The organism is Pseudomonas palleroniana (genome assembly GCF_022836895.1).
In the GTDB taxonomy this organism is placed as follows: Bacteria; Pseudomonadota; Gammaproteobacteria; order Pseudomonadales; family Pseudomonadaceae; genus Aquipseudomonas; species Aquipseudomonas palleroniana.
Window position 1 is genome coordinate 6,103,564 of record NZ_CP092411.1, and the last position, 26,947, is coordinate 6,130,510.

General features: G+C 61.6%; 22 protein-coding genes and 1 riboswitch. Of the genes, 7 read left to right on the forward strand and 15 right to left on the reverse strand.

Going from position 1 to position 26,947, the window contains the following annotated elements; all coding sequences use genetic code 11:
* Nucleotides 1–40 precede the first annotated feature (40 nt).
* On the forward strand, nt 41–1,570 hold the full coding sequence (locus MJP36_RS27500) for a histidine kinase (RefSeq protein WP_244384526.1): 1,530 nt from the start codon (nt 41–43) through the stop codon (nt 1,568–1,570).
* A 131-nt stretch (nt 1,571–1,701) separates the two neighbouring features.
* Here the strand turns inward: MJP36_RS27500 and MJP36_RS27505 are convergent, their stop codons facing one another.
* The 8 genes from MJP36_RS27505 to MJP36_RS27540 form a co-directional block, all read right to left on the reverse strand.
* Nucleotides 1,702–2,412: a PqiC family protein gene (locus MJP36_RS27505; RefSeq protein ID WP_060755121.1), complete on the reverse strand. Its 711-nt coding sequence runs from the start codon at nt 2,410–2,412 to the stop codon at nt 1,702–1,704.
* 172 nt (nt 2,413–2,584) lie between these two features.
* Nucleotides 2,585–4,849: a DNA topoisomerase IV subunit A gene (gene parC / locus MJP36_RS27510; RefSeq protein WP_161547763.1), complete on the reverse strand. Its 2,265-nt coding sequence runs from the start codon at nt 4,847–4,849 to the stop codon at nt 2,585–2,587.
* A 73-nt stretch (nt 4,850–4,922) separates the two neighbouring features.
* Nucleotides 4,923–5,918 (reverse strand): esterase-like activity of phytase family protein, encoded by a 996-nt coding sequence (locus MJP36_RS27515; RefSeq protein WP_244384527.1) that lies wholly within the window; start codon nt 5,916–5,918, stop codon nt 4,923–4,925.
* Complete coding sequence (parE, locus tag MJP36_RS27520; RefSeq protein ID WP_060755124.1) at nt 5,918–7,822, reverse strand: DNA topoisomerase IV subunit B; 1,905 nt, start codon at nt 7,820–7,822, stop codon at nt 5,918–5,920. Before parE ends, MJP36_RS27515 begins: the two co-directional genes overlap by 1 nt.
* A gap of 44 nt (nt 7,823–7,866) precedes the next feature.
* Nucleotides 7,867–8,475 (reverse strand): YqiA/YcfP family alpha/beta fold hydrolase, encoded by a 609-nt coding sequence (locus MJP36_RS27525; protein ID WP_060755125.1) that lies wholly within the window; start codon nt 8,473–8,475, stop codon nt 7,867–7,869.
* 270 nt (nt 8,476–8,745) lie between these two features.
* Nucleotides 8,746–9,561: a 3',5'-cyclic-AMP phosphodiesterase gene (cpdA, locus tag MJP36_RS27530; protein ID WP_205344169.1), complete on the reverse strand. Its 816-nt coding sequence runs from the start codon at nt 9,559–9,561 to the stop codon at nt 8,746–8,748.
* A 99-nt stretch (nt 9,562–9,660) separates the two neighbouring features.
* Nucleotides 9,661–10,110 carry a DUF1249 domain-containing protein gene (locus MJP36_RS27535; protein ID WP_060755127.1) on the reverse strand — a complete coding sequence of 150 codons (450 nt, stop codon included), beginning with the start codon at nt 10,108–10,110 and terminating at the stop codon, nt 9,661–9,663.
* A complete protein-coding gene (locus MJP36_RS27540; protein WP_060755128.1) occupies nt 10,101–10,718 on the reverse strand; it encodes an NUDIX domain-containing protein in 618 nt (205 codons plus the stop codon). The genes MJP36_RS27535 and MJP36_RS27540 overlap by 10 nt, the downstream gene beginning before the upstream one ends.
* Before the next feature lie 193 nt (nt 10,719–10,911).
* Here MJP36_RS27540 and MJP36_RS27545 point away from each other — a divergent pair, with 193 nt between their 5' ends.
* Entirely contained in the window at nt 10,912–11,658 is a 747-nt protein-coding gene (locus MJP36_RS27545; protein ID WP_244384528.1) for an RsiV family protein, read from the forward strand.
* Here MJP36_RS27545 and cytX read toward each other — a convergent pair.
* Nucleotides 11,627–12,916 (reverse strand): putative hydroxymethylpyrimidine transporter CytX, encoded by a 1,290-nt coding sequence (cytX, locus tag MJP36_RS27550; protein ID WP_244384529.1) that lies wholly within the window; start codon nt 12,914–12,916, stop codon nt 11,627–11,629. The genes MJP36_RS27545 and cytX overlap by 32 nt on opposite strands.
* Before the next feature lie 145 nt (nt 12,917–13,061).
* Nucleotides 13,062–14,966 carry a phosphomethylpyrimidine synthase ThiC gene (gene thiC, locus MJP36_RS27555; RefSeq protein WP_060755131.1) on the reverse strand — a complete coding sequence of 635 codons (1,905 nt, stop codon included), beginning with the start codon at nt 14,964–14,966 and terminating at the stop codon, nt 13,062–13,064.
* Nucleotides 14,967–15,113: 147 nt separating this feature from the next.
* Nucleotides 15,114–15,219: riboswitch (TPP riboswitch) on the reverse strand.
* A 196-nt stretch (nt 15,220–15,415) separates the two neighbouring features.
* Here thiC and MJP36_RS27560 point away from each other — a divergent pair.
* Nucleotides 15,416–16,855: a TolC family outer membrane protein gene (locus MJP36_RS27560; protein WP_060755132.1), complete on the forward strand. Its 1,440-nt coding sequence runs from the start codon at nt 15,416–15,418 to the stop codon at nt 16,853–16,855.
* A gap of 20 nt (nt 16,856–16,875) precedes the next feature.
* On the opposite strand, the gene waaA is transcribed toward MJP36_RS27560, so the two are convergent.
* Together waaA and MJP36_RS27570 are read right to left on the reverse strand one after the other, a co-directional pair.
* Nucleotides 16,876–18,156 carry a lipid IV(A) 3-deoxy-D-manno-octulosonic acid transferase gene (gene waaA, locus MJP36_RS27565; protein ID WP_060755133.1) on the reverse strand — a complete coding sequence of 427 codons (1,281 nt, stop codon included), beginning with the start codon at nt 18,154–18,156 and terminating at the stop codon, nt 16,876–16,878.
* Nucleotides 18,157–18,179: 23 nt separating this feature from the next.
* Complete coding sequence (locus MJP36_RS27570) at nt 18,180–19,070, reverse strand: LysR family transcriptional regulator (protein ID WP_244384530.1); 891 nt, start codon at nt 19,068–19,070, stop codon at nt 18,180–18,182.
* Between the two features lie 103 nt (nt 19,071–19,173).
* Between MJP36_RS27570 and MJP36_RS27575 the strand changes: the two genes are divergently transcribed.
* Genes MJP36_RS27575 through MJP36_RS27590 form a run of 4 tightly spaced genes read left to right on the forward strand, consistent with a single transcriptional unit; the run spans nt 19,174 to nt 22,550 of the window.
* The gene (locus tag MJP36_RS27575; protein WP_060755135.1) at nt 19,174–19,509 is read left to right on the forward strand and encodes a DMT family transporter; all 336 of its coding nucleotides are present in this window, start codon (nt 19,174–19,176) and stop codon (nt 19,507–19,509) included.
* A 55-nt stretch (nt 19,510–19,564) separates the two neighbouring features.
* Entirely contained in the window at nt 19,565–20,740 is a 1,176-nt protein-coding gene (locus MJP36_RS27580; RefSeq protein ID WP_060755136.1) for an NAD(P)/FAD-dependent oxidoreductase, read from the forward strand.
* Nucleotides 20,737–21,549 carry an aldo/keto reductase gene (locus MJP36_RS27585; protein WP_090367176.1) on the forward strand — a complete coding sequence of 271 codons (813 nt, stop codon included), beginning with the start codon at nt 20,737–20,739 and terminating at the stop codon, nt 21,547–21,549. Before MJP36_RS27580 ends, MJP36_RS27585 begins: the two co-directional genes overlap by 4 nt.
* A gap of 41 nt (nt 21,550–21,590) precedes the next feature.
* The gene (locus MJP36_RS27590) at nt 21,591–22,550 is read left to right on the forward strand and encodes a metal ABC transporter ATPase (protein ID WP_090367178.1); all 960 of its coding nucleotides are present in this window, start codon (nt 21,591–21,593) and stop codon (nt 22,548–22,550) included.
* Nucleotides 22,551–22,568: 18 nt separating this feature from the next.
* On the opposite strand, the gene MJP36_RS27595 is transcribed toward MJP36_RS27590, so the two are convergent.
* From MJP36_RS27595 to msbA, 3 genes are all read right to left on the reverse strand, one after another.
* Nucleotides 22,569–23,504 (reverse strand): NAD-dependent epimerase/dehydratase family protein, encoded by a 936-nt coding sequence (locus MJP36_RS27595; protein ID WP_090367179.1) that lies wholly within the window; start codon nt 23,502–23,504, stop codon nt 22,569–22,571.
* Nucleotides 23,497–24,921 carry a bifunctional D-glycero-beta-D-manno-heptose-7-phosphate kinase/D-glycero-beta-D-manno-heptose 1-phosphate adenylyltransferase HldE gene (gene hldE, locus MJP36_RS27600; protein WP_090367181.1) on the reverse strand — a complete coding sequence of 475 codons (1,425 nt, stop codon included), beginning with the start codon at nt 24,919–24,921 and terminating at the stop codon, nt 23,497–23,499. Before hldE ends, MJP36_RS27595 begins: the two co-directional genes overlap by 8 nt.
* Nucleotides 24,922–25,129: 208 nt before the next feature.
* Nucleotides 25,130–26,935: a lipid A export permease/ATP-binding protein MsbA gene (msbA, locus tag MJP36_RS27605; RefSeq protein WP_060755140.1), complete on the reverse strand. Its 1,806-nt coding sequence runs from the start codon at nt 26,933–26,935 to the stop codon at nt 25,130–25,132.
* Nucleotides 26,936–26,947 lie beyond the last annotated feature (12 nt).

Here is a 26,947-nt window from a genome sequence, read left to right on the forward strand (position 1 = left end):
ATACTGCGCGTCAACTTCACGGACCAAGAGCCGAGCGCAAGTGAACCGGCCCACGCCAGTAAAAACCGATAACTTCTTCCTGCTGATCTTCCGGGCACTGCGCCACCGCCGTGTGCCGATCGCATTACGCATCGCCAGCCATAACGTGATCCTGGTCGCCCTGGCCTTGGTGATCTACGCCTGCGTGATGGGTTTGCAGTTCAAGCAGGCCATGCACGAACAAGCTGACGCGCTGGGCGCGAGCCTGACAACCCAGACCGCCACGTCGGCGACTGAGTTGCTGGTGTCCAACGACATCCTCAGCCTGAACGTGCTGCTCAACAACCTGACCAAGAACCCGCTGGTGGCTCACGCCGCTATCTACAGTGTGGATAACCGGATCATGGCCGAAGCCGGGCAGCGCCCGAAAAACGGCCTGCTGGGTGAGGCCGAGGGTCTGTACCAGAGCAACATCACGTTCCAGGACGTGAAGGCCGGCCAGTTGCGTATCAGCCTGGATATGCAGCAATTCCAGCAGCCGATGACCATCAGCCTGCAAAGCATGGGCATTCTCAGTGCGATCCTGTTGGCACTGGCCCTGGCCTTGAGCTTGCGCCTGGGTCGGCATATCTCCACGCCGCTGATGCAGTTGCGCATCTGGCTGCGGGATATCGACGAACATACCCCGGCCACCGACCGCCAGGACGAAATCGGCGATCTCGCTCGCCAGCTTCACGCCAGCTTCGCCCCGGAGCCGGTGGTGCGCGAACCTGAGCCGGAACCCGAGCCCGAATACAACGAGGCCGATGAGCCCGAGTTTGAAGTACGCGACCTGCGCGACCCAGGCTTTGATGACAGCGCCCCGGTAGCCGGGCTGAAGGCAACGGCGCGCCACGTGGTCAAGGCTGAAGAAGACGAACTGGACGACGAAGACCCGTTCGCCGACTTGCGCGACACGTCGGCCGCTGCGCCAGTCATGGCCCCCAACCCGGTCCCCGTGAAGAACGCCGAGCCCCAGCACAGCGCGGTATTGGCGGTACAACTGGGTGCCCAGGACCAACTGCGTCGCCTGCCCCGCGCCCGCCTGACGGAATTGCTCGAACGCTACCGTGACTGCCTCGACCAGGCCGCCTCGCTGTATCAAAGCGAGTTGCACACCCTGAACGATGGCAGCACCTTGATGCTGTTCCACAGCGAAGACAGTGGCGAAGACTATCTGACCAACGCCATCTGCTGCGGTGAGCTGCTGCGCGCCCTGGGCCATGCCCTGCAAATCGAAGTGGCGGACAGCGGCATTACCTTGCAACTGCAACTGGGCCTGACCGTCGGCGACGACCTGTTCGGCATGAGCCAGATCGACTTGCTGTTGACCGAGATCGCCCAGGATGCGCTGGCCTTGTCCCAACACAGCCGCAATTTGCTGCTGGTGGAGCGCAAGATCAGCGAAGACGCCTTGATTCGCCAGCGCGCACGTATCCGTCCAATCGCCAGCCCCGAAGGTGCAAGCTGCGTGGAACGCCTGATGGAGCCGTACCCGTCGATGCTCGAACGGCAGTTGGCGCGGATGCATGAGACCCGCACCAAGCCTTGAAACACGGCGGTGCGGGCTTGTGTGGGAGGGGGCTTGCTCCCTCCCACAATTGATCTTCAGCGCCACTCAAATCCGGCGCACACAAAAAGGCCCGCTGAATCAGCGGGCCTTTTTTGTATCTGCGGTTCGGCTTAGAACCTGAACACTTCCATGTCCGTACGAATCGGCGTGGCCATCGGCATCTTCGGCTTTTCCGGGGCTGCCGGCTTGGCATGTACCGGCGCTGGTTTGCGCGGCGCTTCGGCGACCGCCGGCTGATTGGCCAATGGCTTGATCGCTACCGACAACTGCTGCGCCAAATGCTGCAACAACACGCCCTGGGCCTGGACCTGGGACGCGGTGGTGCCGACGTGTTCTTCCTGCAGGTGCACGATGCGGTTATCACGCACCTGGCCACGGCGATCGATCAAGCGCCACTGGGCATCCAGGATTGCCGGCTGCGAAGCACCGGAATCGAGCCGGGTGATGGTCAGCAACACCTGCACATCCGGCGTAAACCCGGTTGGCGCAGGTGCCAGCACCACACGCTGGCTGTCCAATTGACCGGCCACCTGACGCAGCATCAACTGATTGATATCGGACGACAAACTGCCCGCCCAACGCCCATCGGTGGAACCTTGCAGGCTGCCGTCGTTCTGACGTTGTAGCAGGGTCTCGCGTTGCAGGTAATCGGCAACGACCACCGGGCCCAGCAATACGGCCATGCCCGCCGCTTGGGCAGGCTGAGCCGGACTTCCGCTGTCCAGCTGGTACAGCGACACCGGTTGGTGCGTGCTGCAACCCGCCAACCCCAGGAGGCCAGCGAGCATTAAAAATAGAGGAAGGCGTGGAGCAGTCATCATCCCATCCAGGTGGCTGCCACAAGGCGAACCACAACGTAATACAAAAAATACCTAAACACGCTCGGCCACGCCGGCGCTGGAAAGGCCATATCATCCGTGAATATGCGCCATGACTCCAGCGCCAAAGCGTCGATCTACGGGTTAAATCGTAGATCGAGCGTCTTAGTACGCCTTAAAGCGGCGCTTCCACCAACAAAGCATCCACTCGCTGGAAGCCTCGCGGCAGTTTGTTGCCTCGTCGACCGCGCTCACCCTTGTAGTGCTCAAGGTCGTCAGGGCGCAGCGACAATGTGCGCTTACCGGCCTGAAGCACCAGGGTCGCGCCTTCCGGGATCACGGCGATGTCGGTCACGTACTCCTCACGACTGGCCACCCGCTCCCCGGGAATCCCGATAATCTTGTTGCCCTTGCCTTTGCCCAACTGCGGCAGGTCGCTGATCTTGAACACCAGCAAACGGCCTTCAGTGGTCACCGAGGCCAGCCAGTTGCTCTCACGATCATCCACCGGGCGCGGCAATATCACTTTGGCATTATTCGGCAGGCTCAACAGAGCCTTGCCCGCCTTGTTCTTGGCCTGCAGGTCTTCACCCTTGACCACGAAGCCGTAACCAGCGTCGGAGGCGATCACGTACAGCGCATCATCATCCGGCAGCAGCACACACTCGAAATTCGCACCCGGCGGCGGCGTAAGGCGGCCTGTCAGCGGCTCGCCCTGGCCCCGCGCCGAAGGCAAGGTGTGGGCCGGCACCGAATAACTACGCCCGGTGGAGTCAATGAACACCGCAAACTGGTTGGAACGGCCGGCCGCAGCGGTCTTGAAGCCATCACCGGCTTTGTAGGAGAGCCCGGTAGCGTCAATATCATGCCCCTTGGCGGAACGAACCCAACCCTTTTCCGACAGAACGACGGTAATTTTCTCGTTCGGCAGCAGTTCGGTTTCCGTCAGCGCCTTGGCTTCCGCACGCTCGACGATTGGCGAACGACGTTCATCACCGTAGGTTTCCGCGTCTTTGATCAGCTCGCTGCGCACCAGTTTCTTGAGCTTGGCTTCACTGCCCAGCAGGGCTTGCAGCTTGGCTTGCTCCTTGAGCAGTGCGTCCTGTTCATCCCGCAGCTTCATTTCTTCCAGCCGCGCCAGCTGACGCAAGCGGGTATCGAGGATGTAGTCCGCCTGGATCTCACTCAGCTCGAAACGCGCGATCAGTTCGGTTTTCGGGTGCTCGGCGGTGCGGATGATGTGGATCACTTCATCCAGGTTGAGGTAGGCAATCAGCAAACCGTCCAACAGGTGCAGGCGGCGCTCGACCTTGTCGAGGCGAAACTGCAGGCGGCGGCGCACGGTCTGCACGCGGAACTCCAGCCACTCCACCAGCAGGTTGCGCAGGTTCTTCAACTGCGGCTTGCCGTCCAGGCCAATAATGTTGACGTTGACACGGTAGCTGGACTCCAGATCGGTGCTGGCGAACAGATGCTGCATCAGCACCTCGTGATCGACCCGGCTGTTGGTCGGGATGATCACGATGCGGCAGGGGTTCTCGTGGTCGGACTCGTCACGCAGGTCGGCGACTTGCGGCAATTTCGACGGTTTGGCCTGCATCAGCGCAGCGATCTGCTCCAACACCTTGGCGCCGGACACCTGATGCGGCAGCGCGGTGACGATAATGTCGCCATCTTCGATGTGGTACACGGCGCGCATGCGCACCGAGCCCTTGCCGGTTTCATACATCTTCAGCAGGTCGGCGCGCGGCGTGATGATTTCCGCTTCGGTCGGATAGTCCGGGCCCTGGATATGCTCGCAGAGCTGCTCGACCGTCGCTTTGGGCTCATCCAGCAAACGTACGCACGCCGTGGCGACTTCGCGCAAGTTGTGGGGTGGCACGTCGGTGGCCATGCCGACCGCGATGCCGGTGGTGCCATTGAGCAAAATATTCGGCAAACGTGCAGGCAACACCAAGGGTTCGTCGAGGGTGCCGTCAAAGTTCGGCCCCCAGTCCGCCGTGCCCTGGCCCAGCTCGCTGAGCAGGACTTCCGAGTAACGCGACAGACGCGCCTCGGTGTAACGCATGGCGGCAAAGGACTTCGGATCATCCGGCGCACCCCAGTTACCCTGCCCGTCCACCAAGGTGTAGCGGTAGCTGAACGGCTGCGCCATCAGCACCATGGCTTCGTAGCAGGCCGAGTCGCCGTGAGGGTGGAACTTACCGAGCACGTCACCGACGGTACGCGCCGACTTCTTGTGCTTGGAGTCGGCGTCCAGGCCCAGCTCACTCATGGCGTAGACGATACGCCGCTGCACGGGTTTCAGGCCGTCGCCGATATGCGGCAAAGCACGGTCCATGATCACGTACATGGAGTAGTTGAGGTAGGCCTTTTCGGTGAAGTCAGCCAGCGACCGGCGTTCTACGCCATCTAAGCTGTCTGCGAGGATGTCACTCATGCGGGCCTCATCAATATCAGGTAAGGCGCAGCGGAATTGCCGCCGCGCTGAGTCAATTCAAAAAAGCAGTGGTTCATGGCTGGGTGCTCCAGCCACCGGCCGGGGCGGCGAAACGATAGACCATTGGGCGTTTCTCACCATCGGCCCGTGGGCCGAAATTATTGTCGATGCCCACCCAGGCACCGTCTGCATCCACTATCAGGGCTTCAGCCAGGCCGTAGGGCTGGGCATAACGTCGGTTGGGCGTCAGGGCCTCGTCGGCAAATGACCAGCACAGCTCGACCTTGGCGGTGAGGGTATCGCGCCGGCAAATCTGGAACGCATTGCGCTCCAGGGTAAACAGCTTGCCGTTGTACAGCGCCAGATCGGCGAAGTCCTTGGACACCGCCTTGGCATTTTCAAACTGCGCCGGCTGCACTTCCTGGCCCGCTTCGCTGAGCAATACGCAGGGGCCGTCGCAGTCCCATACGCTCTGCCCGCGCTTGATGGCGATCAGGCCACGTCGCTCGCGTTCGGCCGCCAGCCAGATCTGATTGCCCTCGGCATTCACCGCCAGGCCCTCAAACAAGGCATTGAAGTGCAGCAACATGCCACTGGCCCGGGCTTCACGCACCATGCCCGGAGCAATTTTCAACCACTCGGCCGTCCCCGTTGCCGGCACCTGCAGCACCGCCGCATGGGCTTCACTGACGATGTAACGATTGCCTGCGGCATCGCAGGTGATGCCTTCAAAATCCAGGTCGCCACCGCGAATGAAGGACGCGGCCTTGGTCCGCGAACGCAAGCCCCACGGCAACCCGGAGTCAGGCACCGGTGGCACGTCGATCTTTACCGTTTCGGCCTTCCAGGTCGGCGCACTGATATCCAGGCGATAGATCTGGTCGTCGTCACGGTCCGACACCGTCCACAGCTCCTTGCCGCACAAGGCCAGGCCCGACAGGTTACCGCCGCGCATACCGTCCACCGGGTGTTCGCCTACCAGCTTGAGCTCAGCCACGGGCGCGGCGACCCCTTCGGTGGCCGCCAACCCGCTCAACATCAGGATCGCCAAGGCGAAACCTGTGCGCATCAGCCCAGAACCTCGGCCAGGTTGCCGTTGGATTCCAGCCAGGATTTACGGTCGCCGGCGCGCTTCTTGGCCAGCAGCATGTCCATCATTTCGGCGGTGGCGACGAAGTCGTCCAGGGTCAGTTGCACCAGACGCCGAGTGTTCGGGTCCATGGTGGTTTCGCGCAGCTGCGGCGGGTTCATCTCACCCAGCCCCTTGAATCGTGTGACCTGCGGCTTGCCACGCTTCTTCTCGGCCACCAGGCGATCGAGAATGCCATCGCGCTCGGCTTCGTCCAGGGCGTAGAAGATATCCTTGCCCAGGTCGATACGGTACAGCGGCGGCATGGCGACATAAACGTGGCCGGCCTCCACCAACGGGCGGAAGTGCTGGACGAACAGCGCGCAGAGCAAGGTGGCGATGTGCAGGCCGTCGGAGTCGGCGTCGGCCAGGATGCAGATTTTGCCGTAACGCAGCTGGCTCATGTCCTCTGCGCCCGGGTCCACGCCAATAGCCACGGCAATGTTGTGCACTTCCTGGCTGGCAAGGACCTCACTGCCGTCGACTTCCCAGGTGTTCAGGATCTTGCCGCGTAACGGCAGGATCGCCTGGAATTCCTTGTCCCGCGCCTGCTTGGCGGAACCACCGGCGGAGTCACCCTCCACCAGGAACAGTTCGGAACGCATCGGGTCCTGCCCCGCGCAATCGGCCAGTTTGCCTGGCAGTGCCGGGCCTTGGGTGATGCGCTTGCGCTCGACTTTCTTGCTCGCCTTCAGGCGTCGGCCGGCGTTGCTGATCGCCAGTTCCGCCAGGGCCAGGCCCAGCTCAGGGTGCTCGTTGAGCCACAGGCTGAAGGCATCCTTGACCACTCCGGAAACAAACGCCGCCGCTTCACGGGACGACAGGCGCTCCTTGGTCTGGCCGGAAAATTGCGGTTCCTGCATCTTCATCGACAGCACGAACGCGATGCGCTCCCACACGTCCTCCGGCGCCAGCTTCACGCCGCGCGGCAACAGACTGCGGTATTCGCAGAACTCGCGCATGGCGTCCAGCAAACCCTGGCGCAAACCGTTGACGTGAGTGCCGCCCTGAGCGGTGGGGATCAGGTTGACGTAGCTTTCCTGCACGCTGTCGCCACCTTCGGGCAACCACAGCAGAGCCCAGTCGACGGCCTCCTTATTACCCGCCAGGCTGCCGCAGAACGGCTCGTTGGGCAGGCGTTCGAAATCGCTGACCGAGTCTTCCAGATAGGAGCGCAGGCCGTCTTCGTAGTGCCACTCGACCTTCTCACCGGTGCCTTTGTCTTCAAAGGTGACGAGCAGGCCCGGACACAACACGGCCTTGGCCTTGAGCACATGCTTGAGGCGGCTGATGGAGAATTTCGGTGAATCGAAGTATTTCGGGTCCGGCGCAAAGTACACGCTGGTGCCGGTGTTGCGCTTGCCAACGGTGCCGATCACTTCCAGGTCGGTGGCCTTGTAGCCATCGGCGAACGTCATCTGGTACTCGTTGCCGTCACGCTTGACCTTGACCCGCACCAGCGTGGACAGGGCGTTGACCACGGAAATGCCTACACCGTGCAGGCCGCCGGAGAACTGGTAGTTCTTGTTGGAAAACTTGCCACCGGCATGCAGCTTGGTGAGGATCAGCTCGACGCCCGGCACACCCTCTTCCGGGTGGATGTCCACCGGCATGCCGCGACCATCGTCGGACACTTCAAGGGAGTGGTCGGCGTGAAGAATGACATGCACCGACTTGGCATGCCCGGCCAAGGCTTCGTCGACGCTGTTGTCGATGACTTCCTGGGCAAGGTGGTTCGGCCGACTGGTGTCGGTGTACATGCCGGGGCGTTTGCGCACCGGGTCGAGGCCCGAGAGGACTTCGATGGCGTCGGCGTTATAAGAGCTAGCGCTGGGAGTGGCCATGGGGTCTCGTCGTGAGTCGTTCGATTAAAAAATGACCTGCGACTTTACAGTGCCGCAAAGTCGAAGGATTGATACTGATCTGCGCCGATGCCGGCAAAACTCAACATCGCCGGCAATTGCTGGGCGAACCCTTGGTAACCATGGTCGCCACCGGCCTGGATACGCAAGGCACAGGCCCGGTAATACTGTTGGGCGAGGCGATAATCCAGGGTTTCATCCCCGGTCTGCAACCACACCTGGTAACGCCCGGCGTCCAGCGGCGCCGGCACTTCCAGCTCGGCCAGGGCCGCGACGTGATCGTGGGTCAATTCCCAGGCCTCACCGGTGTAAAGATTGGTCTGAGTGCCCAGGTAACCATCGAACATCCGATGGGGGCTGACCGCCGGGTTGACCAGCAGTGCCTTGAGGCCATGGCGCTCGGCAAGATGGGTTGCATAGTAGCCGCCGAGTGAGCTGCCGACCAGCAGTGGCCGCCCCAACTGCGCAATGGCCTCCTCCAATTGAGGAATCGCCTGACGCGGGTGGTGATGCAGCGCCGGCACGCGCAACTGGTCGGCCAAGCCGAGGCTATCCATCACAGCAGTCAACTGGCTGGCCTTGTTGGACGCAGGCGCGCTGTTGAAACCGTGGATATACAAGATCGAAGCGGACATGCCGGGCTCTCCGTGCTGCAGCCAAAGAGGCGCAGTTTACAGGTAAATCTCAGTAGTGAGCGGGCTTGCCCTAATGCCAGTTAGTTAAGCGATAAAGCGGGCGATGAATAAATTGTGGGAGGGGCGGTGCGACGATTCGACTTGCTCCCGATAGGCCGCGCAGCGGCCTCAAAAATGGGCCTGCTACGCAGTCCATCGGGAGCAAGCCCCCTCCCACAGTGACCGCGTTAATCCTTAACTGACTGGCATTAGGGCTTGCCCCGCTCACTACTAGTAGCCGTTACTGCCGTAATCTATGGTGAACACAAAATTTTTTACCCGCTCAACACCGGTTTCCAACCGTCCGTCGGCATGCAGGCGCAGCCAGCGGTAGCCCGGCGCCTGCTCGCTGACCTGGAAGTCTTCACTGCCCGGGGCGAACTGGATGCACGTGGACGGCGAGGCCAGCAGGCGCACGCCGTTGCGTTCGCCATCAATCTCTTGATGCACATGCCCCCAGAGCACAGCCCTGACCTGCGGGAAACGGTCGAGCACGGCAAACAAGGCTTCCGGGTTGCGCAGGCCGATCGGCTCCATCCACGCACACCCGATGGGCACCGGGTGATGGTGAAAGCACACCAGATGGTGCCGGTTCGGCGCTTCGCTCAGGGCCTGGGCGAGCAATTGCAATTGCTGGTCTTGCAGGTAGCCGGGTACCGAGCCGGGCACGGCGGAATCCAGCAAGGTGACCCGCCAGTGGCCAATGTCGAGCACCGGCTCCAGCAAATCGCTGTGCACAGCCGCGTGGGCCATGATGTGCGGTTCGTCATGGTTGCCGGGAATCCAGCGCGCCGGCGCGTCGATCTGACGGGTCATGTCACGAAACTGCTGATACGACTCAAGCGTACCGTCCTGGGACAAATCGCCTGTCGCCAGCACCAGATCGATCTGCGGCTGCTGTGCGCGCACCAACTCGATCACCCGCTGAAGGCTTTCGCGGGTGTTCATGCCCAGCAACGTGCCGCTTGCCTCGGCAAACAGGTGGCTGTCAGACAGTTGCACCAGCAATGCGGGTGCGTCAGGGTTCACGGTGGATACGCTCGGCAAGGCGTTCTCCCAAGGCAATCACAGGAAAATGGGCGACTGGCGCGATTATGCTGGGCAGGACACAAAGAGGAAACCTGGGGAAGCAGACGCAGTTCACATCTACCGCACGACTTCGAACTCGTGGCCCAGGGCCAGGCAGTGGCTCAACCACTCACCGAGGAACACATTGAGCTGTGCTTTCTCATCGGGCTGGTGCATGAACACATTCGGGTACGGATAGATGCTGCGAAAACGCCGCGCATGTTCGGCGCTGATCACTTCGGCCATCCGTGCATCGTGGTACACCTGCACTTCCAGCTGCGGCACCGGCAACCATGGCAGGCTGTGTTCCTGACGCACGCGCAGGGTGGTGGTGTAGGGGCAGTTGATGATGACTTCAAGCGTCAACACGCCGAGCATCTGGTCGCCATGGGTCACGGCAATGCGCCGTGCCTCGGGCGCATGGCGCATGTCGGGAAGCAGGCGCATCAGCCGCGCATAGTTGGCCTCGCAGGCGGCTTGAAGCCCGATCAGGTCAACTCGATATCGTTCCCGTGCCTTTACTGCCATAACCCCCTCACTTCCGCGCGATTAAGCGCAAGCCATTGCAGGGCGATGATGCTGGCTGCATTGGAAATCTTACCGTCACGCACCGCCTGCAGAGCATCTTCGAACGCCCAGCGGGTGACGCGGATATCTTCGGCCTCTTCTTCCAGTCCATGAACGCCTCCGGCGCCTGTGCTGTCGCAACGGCCCAGGTACAGGTGAACGAATTCGGTACTGCCGCCGGGCGAAGGGAAATACTTCGTAATCGGCCATAAAGCGGAGAAGGTCAGCCCAGCTTCCTCCTCGGCTTCGCGGTGTGCAACCTCCTCCGGTTGCTCGTCCTTGTCAATCAGCCCCGCAACCATTTCCACCAGCCAGGGGTTGTCGGTACGGCCCATGGCGCCTACGCGAAACTGCTCGATCAACACCACTTCGTCACGCTGCGGGTCGTAAGGCAGCACGCAGACTGCGTCATGCCGAACGAAGACTTCGCGGTTGATCACCCGGCTCATGCCGCCATCGAACTTTTCATGGCGCAACTGCACGCGATCAAGCTTGTAGAAGCCCTGGTAGGCATTGTCGTGCTGAACGATTTCGATCTTGCTCGGCGTCGACTTCGCAATGTCCGTCATATCCATTCCCGTTGTACCCATACAATTGGCGCCATCCTAACGCGCTCACGCCCCCGGATGCAGCCCCTTTCCAGTTGCCGGGATAGACGGCGGGCGTCAAACTCACTCTCATCAGTCTAGTGGCGAACTGACTGCCTTGTGGGCAGTCCAAGCGCTACTCTTTTCGCTTTCCATCGATTTACGAAGGACGCACATGTCGCTTTTAAAAATCGCCTCCGTGGCTTGCATTGCCTTGACTCTGGGTGCCTGCCAGAGTCTGTTCCAACCCAGCTATCTCAAACCGCTGGACACCCAGCCGGACGCCTCGGAACAGATCAAGCCCGGCTGCAACAGCCCGGATTGCCCGCTGGTCAACATCGATACCGTGCACTTCCCCACCGAGCCGCAACTCGACACCCTGGTGGAACAGCGCCTGCTGCAGATGACCCGGACCACGCCGGGGGCCAGCGTGCCGCCGACCTTGAACGCTTACCGGGACAAGTTCCTGCGCGAGTCCGCCGACCGCAACAGCATGTATCTGCAAGCCAAGGTACGCGAGCAGCATGACGGACTGGTGATCATCGAAGTGTCCAGCTACCTGGATACCGGCGCTGCCCACGGTGAGCCGGGCCGTGGTTTCATCAACTATTCGCGCCTGCTGCACAAGGAGCTGAGCCTCGCCGACATGTTGCTGCCAGGCCAGGAACAGGCGTTCTGGAACACTGCGAAAGTCGCTCACAACAGTTGGCTGATCAACTCGCAGATGGACCGTGACCCGGAGTTCGTGAAGAACTGGCCATTCCAGAAGACCCCGAACGTGGCCTTGACCAGCAACGGCGTGGTGCTCAAGTACAACGTGGCCACCATCGGCCCGTACGCATTGGGGTTGATCGAAATGACCATCCCCTACGCACGTCTCACCGGCGTACTCAAGCCTGAGCTGATGCCTGCACGCCGCTGATGGCCCGGCCCAGGATGAACTGCAGCAGCCCTGCCAGCACCAGCGCCGGCAGGGTCGCGCCGACATTCGGATACAGGTTCGCCAGCAGGTGATACGCACCGATGCCGCCGCCCCAGGCCACCAGCGCCGGCCAGTGCAGATGAGTGACGGCGCCGCGGCCACGGCGGCGCAGGATGAAGTGGTCCATCAGCACCACGCCGAACAACGGCGCAAACACTGAGCCGATCAGCAGCAGGAAGTTCTGGTATTGCGCCAGCGGCGCAAGGCAGGCGATCAAGGTGCAGACCACCCCGATGACCAGGGCCAGGTGCTCGACCTTCCAGCGCAGTAGCATCCCGCTGGACACCGCCGCCGAGTGAATATCGGCAAAGGCGTTTTCCGTTTCATCCAGCAGGATCAGCAACAGCGGAATCCCCAGGCCCGCACCGGCCAGCGCGAGCAATAGCGCATTCACTTCGCCGCTGGGCGCAAACGCCAGGGTGTAGGCCACACCCAGGCTCATCAGCCAGAAATTACCGATAAAGAAGCCCAGCGCGGTACCGCCGAACACGCTTTTTGCGCGTTTGCCGAAACGCGAGTAGTCGGCAATCAGCGGCAGCCACGACAGCGGCATGGCGATCGCGATATCAAAACCCACCGCGAACGGCATCGTACCGTCACCGGCCTGGGACCACAGCGCAGCCAGGTCGGCCTTGGCGAACAGGTTCCAGGTCAGCCACAGGCAAGCGGCGAGCAGCAGCCAGATGCCCCATTTGCGCAGGATCTGGCGTACAAAAGTCAACGGACCGCTGACCGCCAGCAGGGTCGCCAAACCACCGAACACCAACGTCCACAACAGAGGGCTCGCCAACAGGCTGCCTTCGCTGAACGCCCGCGTGCCCAACAAGCTGGCGGCGTCGCGCATGACGATAATTTCGAACGAGCCCCAGCCGACCAGCTGCAACAGGTTCAGCAACGCCGGCAGGCTCGCGCCTTGGGTGCCGAGGCTGAGTTTGAGGGCCGCCATGGCGGACAGGCCGGTGTCGCTGCCGATTACGCCAACAGCGGCCAGTAACAGCACCCCTACCAGGGTGCCGAGGAAGATCGCCAGCAACGAGCCGGACAAGCCCAGGCCCGGCGCGAGCAAGGCACCGGTCTGCAGGACCATCAGGCCGATGCCGAGGGAGAACCACAGGGAAAACAGATCGCGGGCGCCGAACACGCGCTTGTCACTTGGCACTGCTATCTCAGGAGAGTAGGTACTCGGTTGAATGCTCAAGGGTTGTATCTCTGAGGGGCATGGGTTGTTTGTTGAAGTGCTATCGGGGGCGAGCCCCTCCCACTGTTTGAACTGCGAATACATTCAAAAATGTGGGAGGGGGCTTGCCCCCGATGAGGCCCGTACAGGCGCCCAGCATCTGCGATCAGACTTTTTTGTAGAGCTGGCTGCCTTCCTGCTTGAACCGCTGCGCCTGCTCGGCCAAGCCCTTGGCCACGTCGACATCCACCGCATCAATCCGCTGGTTGGCCGCGTACTCACGCACTTCCTGGGTGATCTTCATCGAGCAGAATTTCGGCCCGCACATCGAACAGAAATGCGCGACTTTGGCCGAGTCTTTCGGCAGGGTTTCGTCGTGATAGGAACGCGCGGTGTCCGGATCCAGGCCTAGGTTGAACTGGTCTTCCCAACGGAACTCGAAGCGCGCCTTGCTCAAGGCATTGTCGCGGATCTGCGCGCCCGGATGCCCTTTGGCCAAGTCGGCGGCATGGGCTGCGATCTTGTAGGTAATGATCCCGGTCTTCACATCATCCTTGTTCGGCAAACCCAGGTGTTCCTTGGGCGTGACGTAGCAGAGCATGGCGCAACCGAACCAGCCGATCATCGCGGCACCGATACCGGAAGTGATGTGGTCGTAGCCCGGTGCAATGTCGGTGGTCAGCGGGCCGAGGGTATAGAACGGCGCCTCGTCGCAGCACTCCAACTGCTTGTCCATGTTCTCCTTGATCAACTGCATCGGCACGTGGCCGGGGCCTTCGATCATGGTTTGCACGTCGTGCTTCCAGGCCGTCTTGGTCAGTTCGCCGAGGGTTTCCAACTCACCGAATTGCGCGGCGTCGTTGGCGTCGGCAATCGAGCCCGGGCGCAGGCCGTCGCCGAGGGAGAAACTGACGTCATAGGCCTTCATGATTTCGCAGATTTCGTCGAAATGCGTGTAGGTGAAGTTCTCTTTGTGGTGCGCCAGGCACCACTTGGCCATGATCGAACCGCCACGGGACACGATGCCAGTGACGCGTTTGGCGGTCAGCGGCACGTAGCGCAGCAGGACGCCGGCGTGGATGGTGAAGTAGTCGACGCCCTGCTCGGCCTGTTCGATCAGGGTGTCACGGAACAATTCCCAGGTCAGGTCTTCGGCGACGCCACCCACTTTTTCCAGTGCCTGGTAGATCGGCACGGTGCCGATCGGCACCGGCGAGTTGCGGATGATCCACTCGCGGGTTTCATGGATGTGCTTGCCGGTGGACAGGTCCATCACCGTGTCCGAACCCCAGCGAATGCCCCATGTCAGTTTCGCCACTTCTTCTTCAATGGACGAACCCAGGGCGCTGTTGCCGATGTTGCCGTTGATCTTCACCAGGAAGTTACGGCCGATGATCATCGGTTCCAGCTCGGTGTGGTTGATGTTGGCCGGGATGATCGCGCGGCCGCGTGCGATTTCCTCGCGCACAAATTCCGGGGTGATGATTTTCGGCACGCTGGCGCCGAAGCTGTGGCCGGCGTGTTGCTGGTCGAGCAGGCCACTGGCGCGGGCCTCTTCGAGCTTCATGTTTTCGCGGATGGCGACGTATTCCATCTCGGCGGTGATGATGCCTTTGCGGGCGTAGTGCATCTGCGTGACGTTAGCACCGGCCTTGGCGCGGCGTGGGTTCTTCACATGGGCGAAACGCAGCGCGGTCAGTTCGGCGTCGTTGAGGCGCTGCTGGCCGAAGTGCGAGCTCAGGCCGGGCAGGCGCTCGGTGTCGCCGCGCGATTCGATCCATGGCGAACGCACATCGCCCAGGCCTTTGCGCACGTCGATGATCACATTCGGGTCGGTGTAGGGGCCGGACGTGTCGTAAACGGTGACCGGCGCGTTGATTTCGCCGCCGAAGTCGGTGGGGGTGACGTCCAGGCTGATTTCGCGCATCGGCACGCGGATATCCGGGCGAGTGCCCTGCACGTAGATTTTTTGCGAGCGGGTAAAGGGTTGCACGGAACCTGTGTCGACCTTGGCCGATTCACTCAGGTGCACGGTATTTTTCAGTTTTGTACTTTTTATTTCTGTGCTCATCACGGGCTCTCCAACTATCCAGGCGGTGGATTTTTGTCGGAGCGAACCTGAGACGGATGGACGCACTGAAAACAGTGCTGTGCTTGGCGCACGGAGTGTTCGATTGTCGAACATTCATCCCGGACGAAGCACAAGAGGACTCGCCGGGTGACGAGAAATCTTGTTCCCTACGCAGGCGCTAACCTGATCAGGTTCAACGGGATCCGGTATTTACCGATCTCAGCCTTCCAACAAGGCACCCCGACAAGAACGCAGGCAGTCTAGACCATGGCATGGGCAAATTGCCAATAGCGCTGCATTCAGCGTGATGAATGGCATGATTGCGGGATTGTTGCGCCGGGTCAGCGCCACTACACTCGGTTGCCGCCACAATGCTTGACGCCAGGAACGGCCAGCCTTAGCCTTGGGCGCTAAATTATCACCGTAATATTCAATCTAGGGATCGCCTCATGCTGCGCAAACTTTCACTGGCGCTTGCCGTGTCTTGTGCAACCAACGGAATGGTCTGGGCAGCTGAAGCGCCCCTGACGACCAAAACCGACCTGGTCAGCGTTTACCAGGAAGCGGTGGACAACAACGCCGACCTGGCAGCCGCACGCGCCCAATATGGCGCACAAAAGGAAGTGGTGCCCCAGGCCCGCGCCGGCTTGTTGCCCAACCTGTCGGGCGGTGCCGATATCAACACCGTGCGCACCCAGATCGACACGCCGGCCGCCACCGCCAACCGCGACGCTCACTCCTGGCGCGCGACCTTGAGCCAGCCACTGTTCCGCGCTGATCGCTGGTTCCAGCTACAGGCTGCCGAGGCCACCAACGAGCAGGCCGCGCTGCAACTGTCGGCCACCGAGCAGAACCTGATCCTGCAAAGCGCCGAAAGCTACTTTGCCGTGCTGCGCGCCCAGGACAACCTGGCCTCGACCAAGGCTGAAGAAAACGCCTTCAAGCGCCAGCTGGACCAGTCCAGCGAGCGCTTCGACGTGGGCCTGTCGGACAAGACCGACGTACTGCAATCCCAGGCCAGCTATGACACCGCGCGCGCCAACCGGATCCTGGCCCAGCGTCAGGTGGAAGACGCCTTTGAAGCGTTGATCACCCTGACCAATCGTCAATACAACTCGATCCAGGGCATCGTCCACACACTGCCGGTGTTGCCACCGCTGCCGAACGACGCCAAGGCCTGGGTTGAAACCGCCGGCCGCCAGAACCTGAACCTGCTCGCCAGCAACTACGCCGTCACCGCCGCCGAAGAAACCCTCAAGCAACGCAAGGCCGGGCATGCCCCGACACTCGATGCGGTGGCGCAATATGAGAAAGGCGACAACGACGCCCTCGGGTTCAGCAACCCGAATGCCTTTGGCACGCCCTATCGCGGCGATGTGGAACAACGCACCATTGGCCTGCGCCTGAACATTCCGATCTACAGCGGCGGGCTGACCAGTTCCCAAGTGCGTGAATCCTACTCGCGCCTGGGCCAGACCGAGCAGCAACGCGAAGGCCTGCGGCGCCAGGTGGTGGAAAATACGCGCAACCTGCACCGCGCAGTGAACACCGACGTGGAACAGGTACAGGCACGCCGCCAGTCGATCATTTCCAACCAGAGCGCGGTGGAAGCCACGGAGATCGGCTACCAGGTGGGTACGCGTAACATCGTCGACGTGCTCGACTCACAGCGCCAGCTCTATGCGTCGGTGCGCAACTACAACAACAGCCGCTACGACTACATCCTCGACAACCTGCGCTTGAAGCAGGCGGCGGGCACCTTGAACCCGGGGGACTTGCAGGACCTGGCGCGCTACCTCAAGGCTGACTACAACCCGGACAAGGACTTCCTGCCGCCGGACCTAGCCAAGGCCGCCGCCGAACAGCTCAAGGCCCGCCCGGGTAATTAAGCACAGCGCCTACAATGGAATCAGTGCTGATCCAATAGCCTGTCCAGGCCATCCAGCAAGCGCTTGAGCGCGCCCTGGTTGGCCTGCATCACCTTGAGCCCAGCCTGCGCCATCTTGCGCGCATCCTGTGGCAGCTCGAACAGCTGGCGCACAGCTTCGGCCAGACCTTGGGCATCGTCGACTTCGCGCAACGCCCCCGCCTCATGCATCATCGCGCTGATTTCGAGGAAGTTGAACCGGTGCGGCCCCATGATCACAGGCAGGGCCAGCGCCGCCGGCTCCAACGGGTTGTGGCCGCCGGTCGGCACCAGGCTGCCGCCGACGAAAGCACTGTCGGCCAGGGCATACAGAAACAGCAACTCGCCCATGGTATCGCCCAGCAACACGGAGGTCTGCGCGGTCACGGGGTCACCGCTGGAGCGACGCACCGTGGCGAATCCTCGTTGCCGGCACAACTCAAACATCGGACCGAAGCGCTCCTGATGGCGCGGCACCAGAATCAGCAACGCATTGGGATAACTCTCGAGCAACTGGCGGTGGGCCGCCAGCACCACTTCATCTTCGCCTTCATGGGTACTGGCGGCGATCCACACCGGGCGCTCACGCGCGCCCCATTGCTCACGCAGGGCGGCGGCACACAGCGGCAGCTCGGGGTCGACAGTCAGGTCGAACTTGATCGAACCCGTGACTTCAACGGTTTCCGGGCGCGCACCCAGGCTCAGGAAACGCTCGGCCTCGGTACGCGTCTGCACGGCGAACAGGCTCATCTCAGCCAGCATCGGCGCGGTCAGTTTGGCGAAACGCCCATAACCCTTGGCCGAGCGCGCCGACAGTCGCGCATTGGCCAGTGCCACCGGAATGCCACGCTGGTAGCAGGCATGGATGTGATTGGGCCACAGCTCCGTCTCCATGATCACCGCGAGTTTCGGCTGCACCTGATCCAGAAAACGCTTGGCGGCGCACGGCACGTCATAGGGCAGGTAACAATGCTGAATGCGCGGCTCATTGGCGAACAACGCCTGGATACGCTCGGAACCGGTGGGCGTCATGCAGGTGACGGTGATCGGCAGCGTCGGGTGGCGCGCCATCAGCCCGCGTATCATCGGCGCGGCAGCGATGCTTTCGCCGACCGACACCGCATGCACCCAGATCCCGCCCGGCCGCATCATCGGCAGGCCATAGGAAAACCGCTCGCCCACGCGCTTGGCATACGCCGGCGCCTTGCGCGCGCGCAGCCACAGACGTAAAGCCACCAACGGCAGCGCCAGGTAAAACAGACAGCTGTAGAGAGTTCTATTCATGGCGGCGGAGTTTATCGGCTTTTTCAGTCGATCGCCTGCAAGCACTCGGCAAATCGTTCAGCCAGGAAGCGTGCGGCAGGCCCGAGGTGTTCATCCCGACGCCAGACCAGTTCCACCACCAGGGCCGGTGGCGTCCATTCGCTGTCCAACTCGACCATTTGTTGCTGATAGGTGGGGTACTGCACGATATGCCGCGGCAGCCAGGCCCAACCCAAGCCACTCATCAACCATTCGGCCAGCACATAGAAACTGTCGGCGCGCCACACCAGAGGGCTGGCAGCCTCACTGCCGGGGTACACACTGGTCTGGGTCGACATCAACAGTTGGCGAAACTGTGCCAGGCGCTGGCAATCCACATATCGCTCCTTGGCGAGCGGGTGGTTCACGCCGCACACCGTGACCATTTCCACACTGCCCACCACCCGCCGCTCAAGCGCCTCGGGGATTTGGTCGTGATAGAACAGCAGGCCCAGGTCGGCTTTGCGCTCCACCAACTTACGCGCTACGTCGCCTTGGGCAGCGCTGGACAATTGCACTTCCAGCAACGGGTATTGCGCGGCCAGCGCTTCAAGGCTGTCGAGTACCGGCTGGAACAACATGGCTTCGTCCTGGGCCAGGCGCAGACAGGCTTCTTCACCCCGGGTCAAGGACAGCGCCCGACCATTGAGCCGCTCACACTGGCGCAACACCTCACGCGCCTCCTCCAGCAACACACTGCCCGCCTCGGTCAGGCGTGGCTGGCGGCCACTGCTACGATCAAACAGGCTCACCCCCAGGTCCGCCTCAAGCAAGGCAATCCCATTGCTCACCGCCGATTGAGCCTTGCGCTGGTCACGGGCCACCGCGGAAAACGAACGCTGCTCGGCGACACTGACAAACAGGCGCATCTGCTCAAGGTTCCACTGCACGCTCATGGCCTAACCCATCTTTAATTCGGATAGGTAATGACTTTACCGCATCTTGGCAGTCGCTAGAATGCCGACCTTATCTAGCACGCAACACACCGAGGATTACCCCATGAATGTCGCCTACCTCTACCTGGCCATTGCCATTTGCTCGGAAGTGATCGCGACCGTTTCCATGAAAGCGGTCAAGGGCCTGAGCACACCCATCCCGCTGATGCTGATGATTGTGGGTTATGGCGTAGCGTTCTGGATGCTCACCCTGGTGGTGCGCAGCGTACCGGTGGGCGTGGCCTATGCGGTATGGGCCGGGCTGGGGATCGTGATGGTCAGCGTCGCGGCGTTGTTCATCTACGGGCAGAAGCTGGATGTCCCGGCGATGCTGGGGATGGGCCTGATCGTACTGGGCGTGGTAGTGATTCAGTTGTTCTCGAAAACCGCCGGGCACTGACCGCTACTCAACAGGCTGTATACTGCGTCCCTTGTCTTGAACACTGAGGTCGCCGATGCCATCCGTTATTTCCACCGACGTACTGATTGTCGGCGCCGGGGTTGCCGGCCTCTGGCTGAATGCGCGCCTGCGCCGCCAGGGGTTTTCCACGGTACTGGTGGAAAGCGCCACCCTGGGCGGCGGGCAAAGCGTGAAGTCGCAGGGAATCATTCACGGTGGGGCGAAATATGCCCTGCACGGCGCGCTCACCGGCGCGTCCGAAGCCATTGCCGACATGCCGCGCCGCTGGCGTGAAGCCCTGGCAGGAACGGGCGAGCTGGATTTGTCCGGCGTACGCTTGCTGTCCGAAGCCCACTATCTATGGTCCCCCGGCACGCTCGCCGGCAACCTCACCAGCTTCTTTGCCAGCAAGGCCGTGCGCGGGCGTGTGGACCAGGTCAAAGGCGACGAATTGCCCCCCGCCCTGCAGGATCGCCGCTTCAAGGGCAAGGTCTATCGCTTGGCCGAACTCGTGGTGGACGTGCCGAGTGTGATTCAACGCCTGGCGCAACTGGGCGGTGATAGCCTGCTCGCCGCAAAGCAGATCGAACCGCTGCGCGAAGACGACCACTTGGTGGGCTTGAAGGTCGATGGCCGCGAGATCCGCGCGCAACGCATCGTGTTGAGTGCCGGCGCCGGCACGGCTGACTTGCTCGGCGCCCTGGGCCTCAGCCAACCGGCCATGCAGAAACGCCCCCTGCATATGATCATCGCCAAGGGCCCAGGCCTGAAGCCGCTGTATGCCCATTGCCTGGGTGGCGGCACCAAGCCGCGCCTCACCGTTACCACCCACCCGGCAGCGGATGGCAATTGGGTGTGGTACATCGGCGGAGATATCGCCGAAGCCGACGGTGTGGCACGTACCCCTGAAGAACAGATCGCCACCGCACAAAAGGAAGTGGCGCAACTGCTGCCGTGGATCGACATGAGCCAGACCCAGTGGGCCACCTTGCGGGTCGACCGCGCCGAGCCGCTGCAATCGGGTCTGAGCCGCCCCGACAATGCATTCCTCGCCGAACAAGGCCGCCTACTGGTGGGCTGGCCGACCAAGCTGGCCCTGGCGCCGGACTTCGCCGATCGCGTGCTCGACAGCCTGGAACGCGACGGTATCCGACCCGGCGCCGGCGAGCCTTTGCCCGACCTGCCGAAACCCGCGATCGGCGTGCCTGCCTGGGAGCAACTGTTGCCATGAGCCTGCCTACCTTGCACGACCTGCATCGCCCCCTGGGCAGCACGGGCCTGATCGTCTCGCCACTGGGCCTGGGCACCGTCAAACTGGGCCGCGACCAGGGCGTGAAATACCCCAGCGGCTTTCAGATCCCCGACGATGACGAAGCGCGAATGTTGTTGCGCCAGGCCCGACAGCTGGGCATCAACCTGATCGACACCGCCCCCGCCTACGGTCGCAGCGAAGAACGCCTGGGGCCGCTGCTACGTGGCCAGCGCAAGGATTGGGTGATTGTCAGCAAGGTTGGCGAAGAGTTTGCCGACGGCGTATCCCGTCATGACTTCAGTGAGGCCCACACCCGCCTGTCGATCGAGCGCAGCTTGAAAAGACTTGAAACGGATTTTATCGATCTGGTGCTGGTGCACTCCGACGGCAATGATCTGCACATCCTCAACGATTGTGAGGTTTACCAAACCCTGGCGGCACTGAAAAAAGAGGGCAAGATTCGCGGCTTCGGCTTCTCCGGCAAAACCGTTGAAGGCGGTGTGAAGGCTCTGGAACAAGGCGATTGCGCGATGGTCACCTACAATCTGAACGAGCAGGCCGAGAAGGCCGTGATTGATTACGCCGCGACCCATGGCAAAGGCATCCTGGTGAAAAAAGCCTTGGCCAGCGGCCACGTTTGCCTTGAGCCCGGAATGGATCCAATTCATGCCAGTTTCATGTTGTTGTTTGCGCAAACGGGCGTCGCCAGTGCTATTGTCGGGACCATCAACCCGCTGCACCTGGCCCATAACGTGGCGACCGCTGCCCAGGTCATTCGTCAACTCTGATGCCGCCGACGCGGCCGACCCCGTCGCAAGAAGGAGCCGACATGCCGCGAACGCTCATAAGAAAAAACCCCAGCAACTTCAAAACACTGCCGCTACACGTCGAAGCCACCCCCGAGGGCCTGAGCTACCAGAGCGTCGGCATGCCGCTCAACTTCGCCCAGACCCTGCAACGGCGCAAACCGGTAGACGTGCCGAACGCCGAGCGCTTTGCCCTGGAACTGGCCAACCTTGGCGTCTCGGTGCGACTGACGCTGCATTGGCAAAACAAGGACTACTGGGTGCTCGTGCGCCAACGCCGCCAGGACCGTGGCGATGTGGTGCTCAAGCTGATCTCCGGCTACGTCCCGGCCCATGAATTGAACCTGCCGCTGCACACCGCCATCCAGGAAATTGCCGAAGAATGCCTGCTCGAAACCCCCGAAGGCTGGCTCGGCGGGCGCTTCAACGACACGTGGCTCCCGGCGCCCTACTCCGCAGCCCTGCACTACCGTGAAGCCTTGCCCTTTCGCCTCAGCCCGCTGTCTGGCGCGGCGCGACCGGTGCGTTGCGCAACCACTCAATTGATCGAGCGCCCACGGGCTTATGTGCACCTGCCCACCGCATCGCTGCAGCTGATTTATGACTTGAGGCTGGAAGTCCCGAAGGAAGCCAAGTCCCTGAGCCTGTTCCATGTCGATGAGCGCCTGGAAGGTGACCAGTTGGTCGCCCGCCTGGACCGCCAGCGCCCCGATCTGTACCTGATGCCTCTGAAAGACGGCCAGCCACTGGCCGAGCTTTACACCGTCAAGAAAGACCAGCTGTACCCGGCGAGCACACGAGGTTTGTACCTGGCGGAAAGCTTCGCCCAACAGGAAGGCTGGTTGGTACGTGATGAGCGGATTCGCTGGAAAGACTGGCTCAGGCAGCAAGGCCTGGCAGAGCCGGAAAAAGAGTCGCGATTGAAGCATCTGGCACAGCGGATGCTGCGCAAAATCGTGCCAAAGAAAAAAGCCAGCCGATAAAGGCTGGCCTCCTTACCGTCAGCCTCTGAGCAAACGCTCCAGGCCCACCTTCAACGGCGTGGGCTCGGGCAGCGTAAAACTCGCCAGCAGCCGTTGGTTATTCGCCCGCGAATGTCGGATATCCCCAGAACGTGCAGGCCCGTAAGTCACAGCCGGCAACTTGCCGACGATGTCTTGCAAGGCTTGCAGTACGTCCTTGAGCGTAGTGGTGCGGTTCCAACCGACATTGATTGCACCCAGCGGTGCAGCGGGCGCTTCAATGGCCTGTACCAGCACGTCCACCAGATCTTCCACGTACATGAAGTCACGGGTTTGCTCGCCATCGCCAAACACGGCGATCGGCACACCTTGCTGCGCGCGCTCGCTGAAGATACTGATCACACCGGAATACGGCGATGACGGATCCTGGCGCGGCCCGAAGATATTGAAGAAACGGAAGATCACCGGCTCCAGGCCATGCTGGCGGCGGTAGAAATCGAAGTAATGCTCGCTGGCCAATTTATCGGACGCGTAAGGCGTCAATGGCGCCTTGGTGGTTTCTTCGGCAATCGAAGCCCCCTCGCCGTTGTTGCCATAGACCGCGGCGCTGGAGGCATACACCACACGCCTGACGCCGGCCTTGCGCATGGCCTCACAGACATTCAAGGTACCGACAAAATTGCTCTGGTGCGTGCTGACCGGGTCATCCACCGAGGCCTGCACCGAGGCCACTGCAGCCAAGTGCACCACGGCAGTCGCGCCGACGGCGGCCTTCGCCACCAGGTCCGCATCGGCGACATTACCTTCAATCAGCTCCAAACGCGGGTTATCCATCGGCAAGTTGCTGCGTTTGCCGGTGGACAGGTTATCCAGCACCCGCACGCCATAGCCTTTGGCAAGCAACGCGTCCACCAGGTGCGAGCCAATGAAGCCCGCACCGCCGGTAATCAGGACCCACTTATCAGAGTTACTCATTGTTGCGGATCTTCTCGACAATCGCGGTGGTCGAGCTGTTCTCAACCAAGCCCAGCACTTTGACCTTGCCGCCGTAGGCGCTGACGATATCGGCACCGACCACCTGGTCGACGGAGTAGTCACCGCCCTTGACCAGCACGTCCGGCTTGACCTGGGCCAGCAAGTTTTCCGGGGTGCCTTCGGGGAAGCTGATCACCCAATCCACCGCGCCCAACCCCGCCAGCACCGCCATGCGACGGTCAACGCTGTTGATCGGACGGCCCGGACCTTTCAAGCGACTGACCGAAGCATCGTCATTGACCGCAACGATCAGGCGATCGCCTTGGGCACGCGCCTGCTCCAGGTAAGTCACATGGCCGGCATGCAGGATGTCGAAGCAGCCATTGGTGAACACAATGCTTTCGTTGTGGGCACGCGCATCGTCAATCGCCAGCAGCAACTGCTCGATACTCAGTACGCCACGCTCGGAACCTTCGGAACGCTGGATCGCCCGGCGCAGCTCAGGAGCGCTGATGGCCGCCGTACCCAGTTTGCCAACCACAATGCCTGCCGCCAAATTGGCCAGGGCCACGGCGTGAGGCAATTCTTCACCTGCCGCGATAGACGCGGCCAAGGTAGAAATGACGGTGTCACCGGCACCAGTGACATCGAACACTTCACGGGCACGCGCCGGCAGGTGCATCGCCGGGTGGCCTGGGCGCAACAGGGTCATGCCGTGCTCGCCACGGGTCACCAGCAAGGCGCCCAGGTCGAGGTCGGCCATCAGCGCCGCACCCTTGCTCACCAATTCATGCTCATCGGCGCAACCACCGACGATGGCTTCGAACTCACTGAGGTTCGGCGTGATCAGGCTGGCGCCCCGATAAATCGAGAAGTCCTTGCCCTTGGGATCGGCCAGCACCGGAATGCCCTTGGCCTTGGCGGCCTGAATCAGCGCCTGATGGTTCCTCAAGGCGCCTTTTCCGTAGTCGGACAACACCAGCACCTTGATGCCTTCGAGCAACTCGTCAACCTGGCTGCCGAGAGCCAAGGCGTCGGTGGCGAAGGGTTCTTCGAAATCGATACGCAGCAACTGTTGGTGCCGGCTCATGACCCGCAACTTGACGATGGTCGGCTGATGGGCGATACGCTGGAACACCGCACGCACGCCGGCCCCGCGCAGGCTGTTGGCCAGGCTGTCGGCAGCTTCGTCGTCGCCGGTCACACCCACCAGGGAGGCTGGAGCGCCGAGCGCGGCAATATTGAGGGCAACGTTGGCAGCACCACCCGGACGGTCTTCGATTTGCTCGACCTTGACTACCGGCACCGGTGCCTCAGGGGAAATCCGTGAGGTACCACCATGCCAGTAACGGTCGAGCATGACATCGCCGACCACCAAGACAGGGGCTTGATCGAATCGCGGCATGGACAACTTCATGGTGCAACCCACATACAAAATGAACAGGGGCGCGATATTAGCACAGGGTTTGCGATGGCTTGTGACTAGCGCGACGCCGAATCCACTACGGGGCTAATGCTGGAGGGGGCGTGCCCGCCGATAGCGAAATATCAGCCGGCATTTCTGCAAGCTGACACTTCGCTATCGGGGGCAAGCCCCCTCCCACATTGCCCTGTGTACCTGTCGATCAGGTGATATCGGCCGATACCGGCGTATCCAGGCCCATGGAGTGCAGGCGGGCATAGTAGCCGTTTTGCGCGAGCAACTCGCCGTGGGTACCGCGCTCCACGATACGGCCGTCGTCCATCACCAGGATCAGGTCAGCCTTCTCGATGGTCGACAGGCGGTGCGCGATCACCAGGGTCGTGCGACCTTGCATGACGTTGTCCAACGCCGCCTGAATGTGGCGCTCGGACTCGGTGTCGAGCGCCGAGGTGGCCTCGTCGAGAATCAGCAGCGGTGCATTCTTGAGCAGTGCACGGGCAATCGCCAGGCGCTGGCGCTGGCCACCGGATAACAACACGCCGTTTTCACCGACCTGGGTATCGAAGCCCTTGGGCAACTGGTCGATGAAGTCCTTGGCATTGGCATCCGCCGCCGCGGCTTCAACCGCCTCCCGTGGTGCTCCGGCCAGGTCACCGTAAGCGATGTTGTTGGTCACGGTGTCACTGAACAGGGTGACATGCTGGGTTACCTGGGCGATATGCTTGCGCAGGTTGAGCAGCTTGTAGTCTTCGATTTCGACGCCATCGAGCAGAATCTCCCCACTCTCGTGGTGGTAAAAACGCGGGATGAGGCTGGCCAGGGTCGACTTGCCGCTGCCTGAGCGCCCAACCAGCGCAATCATCTGCCCCGGCTCGGCGGTGAAACTGATGTCCTTGAGCACATGACGCTCGGTGCCGGGGTAAGTGAAGTTCAACTGGCGCACTTCCAGGCGCCCGCTGACCTTGTCGCGCTCGATAGTGCCGTGGTCGACTTCAACCGCCTCGTCCAACTGCTCGAAAATGCTTTCAGCACCGGCGACACCTTTCTGGATGGTCGAGCTGACTTCCGACAGTTGGCGGATCGGCTTGGGCAACAAACCGGCCAACGTGATGTAGGCGACCATGTCACCGGCGGACGCATCGCCACGAAGATACAGAACCAGGAACATCAATACCGCCATGGCGGTGTAGATCACCAGTTGCAACGCCGGCGTGTAGATCGCGCCCGTACGGGTCATGCGCAGTTGCTTGTCGGTATTGCTCTGGCTTGCCTTGAGGAAACGCTTCTCCTCGTAGACTTCACCGCCGAAGCTGCGCACCACGCGATAGCCCTGGATGGTTTCCGAAGCCACGTGGGTCACGTCACCCATCGCCACCTGGATCTTTTTGCTCTGCTTGCGAAATTTCTTGCTGGCCGTGCTGACCATCACCGCAATCAACGGCAGGATGGCGATCATGACGAGCGTCAGGCGCCAGTTCATGAACAACAGGGAGGCGAACAGGAAGATCACCGTCATGCCTTCACGGATGACCACCTTGATCGCATCGGTTGCCGCACCTGTGACCATGGTCACGTTGAAGGTGATGCGGGAAATCAGGTGTCCCGAGTTGTGGTTGTCGAAGTACCGGTTAGGCAGCGTCAGCAGGTTGTTGAACAACTGCACCCGCAAGTCGTGGACCAGGCCCAGGGAGACCTTGGCCAACAGGTAGTTGCCCAGGAAAGACCCCAGGCCCTGCCAGGCGGCGATCAAGATGATCAGCAGCGGCACGGCCTGCAGCAGTTGCAGGTCCCGCAGGAATGGCACAGTGGGGAACAACACGGCTTGCGGGTTGGACAGGCCATCGACAAAGTACTTGAGGATGTAACCCAGCATCGGCTGGGTTGACGCGAAAATCAGAAATCCGACGATACTCAACGCGAACAAGCCCATGTAAGGCTTAACGTAGCTGAGCAGGCGGAAGTATATTTTCAAGCTCGAAGGGCTTGCGCTCGGACTGGAGTCGGTCATATCACGCGGCGT